Source organism: Methanolobus profundi (assembly GCF_900114835.1).
In the GTDB taxonomy this organism is placed as follows: Archaea; Halobacteriota; Methanosarcinia; order Methanosarcinales; family Methanosarcinaceae; genus Methanolobus; species Methanolobus profundi.
On the sequence record NZ_FOUJ01000014.1, the window covers coordinates 1 to 3,399 of the forward strand.

Annotated in this window: 4 protein-coding genes and 1 pseudogene; 3 read left to right on the forward strand and 2 right to left on the reverse strand. The window is 39.3% G+C overall.

Annotated features, from left to right (window positions below; genetic code table 11):
* Positions 1-261: pseudogene (locus tag BM008_RS14595) on the forward strand (archaellin/type IV pilin N-terminal domain-containing protein); the annotation flags it as partial.
* Between the two features lie 51 nt (positions 262-312).
* Positions 313-1,095 carry an archaellin/type IV pilin N-terminal domain-containing protein gene (locus tag BM008_RS14600; RefSeq protein ID WP_091938318.1) on the forward strand — a complete coding sequence of 261 codons (783 nt, stop codon included), beginning with the start codon at positions 313-315 and terminating at the stop codon, positions 1,093-1,095.
* 647 nt (positions 1,096-1,742) lie between these two features.
* On the opposite strand, the gene BM008_RS14610 is transcribed toward BM008_RS14600, so the two are convergent.
* A complete protein-coding gene (locus tag BM008_RS14610) occupies positions 1,743-2,105 on the reverse strand; it encodes a hypothetical protein (protein WP_091938322.1) in 363 nt (120 codons plus the stop codon).
* The gene (locus BM008_RS14615) at positions 2,098-2,901 is read right to left on the reverse strand and encodes a hypothetical protein (RefSeq protein WP_091938324.1); all 804 of its coding nucleotides are present in this window, start codon (positions 2,899-2,901) and stop codon (positions 2,098-2,100) included. Before BM008_RS14615 ends, BM008_RS14610 begins: the two co-directional genes overlap by 8 nt.
* Before the next feature lie 166 nt (positions 2,902-3,067).
* Here BM008_RS14615 and BM008_RS14620 point away from each other — a divergent pair.
* Positions 3,068-3,399 (forward strand): archaellin/type IV pilin N-terminal domain-containing protein (locus BM008_RS14620; protein ID WP_342707584.1); only part of this gene is annotated, 332 nt, incomplete at its 3' end.

The following is a 3,399-nucleotide window of genomic DNA, read 5'->3' on the forward strand; positions in this document are numbered from 1 at the left end:
CAGTCCAATCCAGTAATGAACACTGGTGATCTTATCACACTATACATTGCTACAACTTCTGCTGATGCCGAGACCGCAGCTTATAATGAGGTCGGTACTTCTAATGTATCGTCAGGCGGCCTTGATTCATCCGGACTTAACCTTGTTCCGAGGACCACTGTCAATATTGTCCTTACACCAGAATCTGGTGCAGCAACTACAGCAGACTTCGTAGCTCCTTCTTCATACGGTGTAAAGGAGACTGTACAGCTCTATCCATAATGAATCTTCAATGTGCAATTTGATTTGCACATTATTAAGAGGTGTTAAAAGATGAAAGCAAATAAAACTTCGTTCAATATGGATACAAGAGCTCAGGTGGGTATTGGTACCCTTATCATATTCATTGCAATGGTACTTGTTGCTGCTGTGGCTGCAGCGGTTCTGATACAGACATCAGGAACACTTCAGCAGAAGGCACAGTCAACTGGTAAACAGGCAACCCAGGAAGTATCTTCCAATCTGATGGTAAAGGCGATAGAAGGAATACGTGCCAGTGACAATGCTACAAGCATGGCTGATAATGTCTCCCTTCTTAAGATGAAGGTTGGTCTTAATGTCGGTAGTTCTCCTGTAGATATAAATCAGGTAGTCATATCAATTACTGATGGTACAACTACAAATAACCTGATCTATGCAAACAATGAACAGACATATGGTTCTGCAATGAAAGATTTTAGTGGTAGTAATAATGCATCCGCAAATCTGGATGAACTTTTGACTGATACTTCGGTCGGATCAGGTGATAGTGCAAAGTATTTCTATACTGTAGAGAAGATCCGTGATGAGGATGGTTCCTTCACACAGGGAGAGCCTGTAATGAATACTGGTGACCTTATTATCATCTATGTCTCTACTGTGGCAGCTGGAGATACTGCATACGATGATGTCGGTTCACTGGATGTCAGTGCTGCTATGAAAGACACAGGTCTTGTAATAAGTCCGAGGACCTCTGTAAACATAGTGCTCACTCCTGAGGCCGGAGCAGCAACAAGTGCAGACTTTGTAACTCCATCTTCGTATGGAACAGTAGAAACAATACAGCTTTATCCATAAGGTGATCAATTCACCTTTTTTCTTTTCTTTTTGATATCTTATTTCTTGTAACTATAGTAATTATATACTTTTTACACATGACCATTAATATTATGTAGTTCAATTTTGTCCTAAGGTCGTTAAGAACATAATTGATCTGATCGTGATCATTTTTTGCAGATATCTTCCAATGGAAATATTTGACATGGTATTTTCTTATCTTCTTGTTCTGTAGAATACTTATTGGAGCCATTGCGTATGGTCAGGTTCTGTGAGTGTATATTCTGTGACGTCATTGAAATCGATAGTTGAATTTTGTGATAGGTTGGGTCTGAATTCTTTCTACAGAGTCAAAGACTTATCAATCAATGCATTTAGTTACTACTGAACACACAGACGATATTCATGTTTGTTTAGTTGTCACTTGATGTTTATGGTGGTAGGCTGGCTGGATCAAGGAACCTGCTTGTCTGATTATTGGCTGCAATTGTTCCAAAATCACTCTTCTTTATATCCTAATCTTTTAAGTGGTGAAGAATAGATATAATAAGAAAATGCTGGATCCAAACTAAAACAAGACAAGGTCTCAGAATTGGTGCACTATCTGAAATATGTGTAAAAATATACTTGTTAAATAAGGATATATTTAGAGATCAAATTTTAAAATTTCATGGCATCCTTTCTATGATCTCACCCATTCTCTTATTCTTCTTGTAGAATGCTGTGCTGTCTTTAAGGAAATTATAGGCCGTTACTCCTTTGTCTGTGATGACATAGCCACCACGCTTGACCTTTTCGACAAGCCCTTCGAGTTGGAAGACCGTTTTCATTTTGCTTCCTATACTCCCTTTATCTGCGAACTGGTCCGTATATTTGCGGATATCCGAGAACTCAGTGATCTTACCTTCGTTCCTTCCCAGTACTCGGAGTATTATCCTGTATTGCATATCTCCTGGGCCCTGGTGTATTCCTAACGATTGGTAGAACTCAGCTACCTCTTGCTCGAATTCCACATCAATTTCTTCAGACATCGATATCTTCCTCCTCTTCATCTATTTCTTTATCGATGTCTATTTCCTGTTCGTACAGTTCGTATGGATATCTCTTGATCCCTAGTTTTTCCTGAAGTGTCAGTGGTGGGAAGTATGCGAGGAAAGCCTGTACTGTTCCAATAAGTACAAATATCCTTGCTGCAAGTTGCATGGCATCTACCAGAGTGATCATGTCCGTAAGCATGAAATCAAATACGAATGATATGGCTACTAATGGTAAGGCAGTTCTGTAACGCAGGCGTTTTGGCATGCGTTGAAGGAATATCAGGAATAGAAGGCCAATTATCATTGCAGTTGGTATGACAAAGAGTCCCATAAGGTAGATATTTATTGCAACATCACTATTGATCATAAATATCGATGAGAATGTGGAAACTTCAGGTCCGATCACTCCTTTTGTGTACAGGAAAACCAGATATGATACTCCGAACAGGACAAAAAGCATTGACGTATATGCGCTGATCCTCTTCTCACCTACTATTACATACATTATAAAGAATACAAGTGGGACCGTGACGAATGAAAAAGGTATGATCGCCAGGTTGTACATCATAAAATCAAGTATGGGCATATCCATATAGGCAGCTATCATCCTTATTGTTGTGGGTAGGTATGTGAGTCCTACTAATGACCATAATATTACAAGTGCCCAGAGTGCGGGCTTACTTTTATCTGAATGCTCATGCTCACTTCGGGCAAGAACCCATGCAAAAGCAAATGATGATAATGTGATAGCAAAACATATAGTTGCATTCAGTAGTAACCCTGCTGTCATTTAATCCCTCTCGTGCATATTTTATTTATACATTGTTAATATATAATACTTGCTAGTCCTCGTTTTCTCTAGTTTGTTGTTTGATATTTCCAACCAATCAATATATATATTATCATGCGATATATAAAAACATCCATATATTTTGGATTTTATAGGAGGATCACACATGAAAGCAAATAGGAGATTCGGTCTTAATAAAAATACCAGGGCTCAGGTGGGTATTGGTACCCTTATCATATTCATCGCCATGGTCCTTGTAGCAGCAGTTGCTGCTGCAGTATTGATCCAGACTTCCGGTACACTTCAGCAGAAGGCACAGTCAACCGGTAAGCAGGCAACACAGGAAGTATCATCCAACCTGATGGTAAAGACCATCGAGGGTGTTCGTGCTAAGAACTCAGCCACAAATATGTCAGACACAATTGACCTTCTTAAGCTTAAAGTAGGACTTAATGTCGGTAGTTCTCCTGTAGATGTCAATCAGGTAGTTGTTTCCAT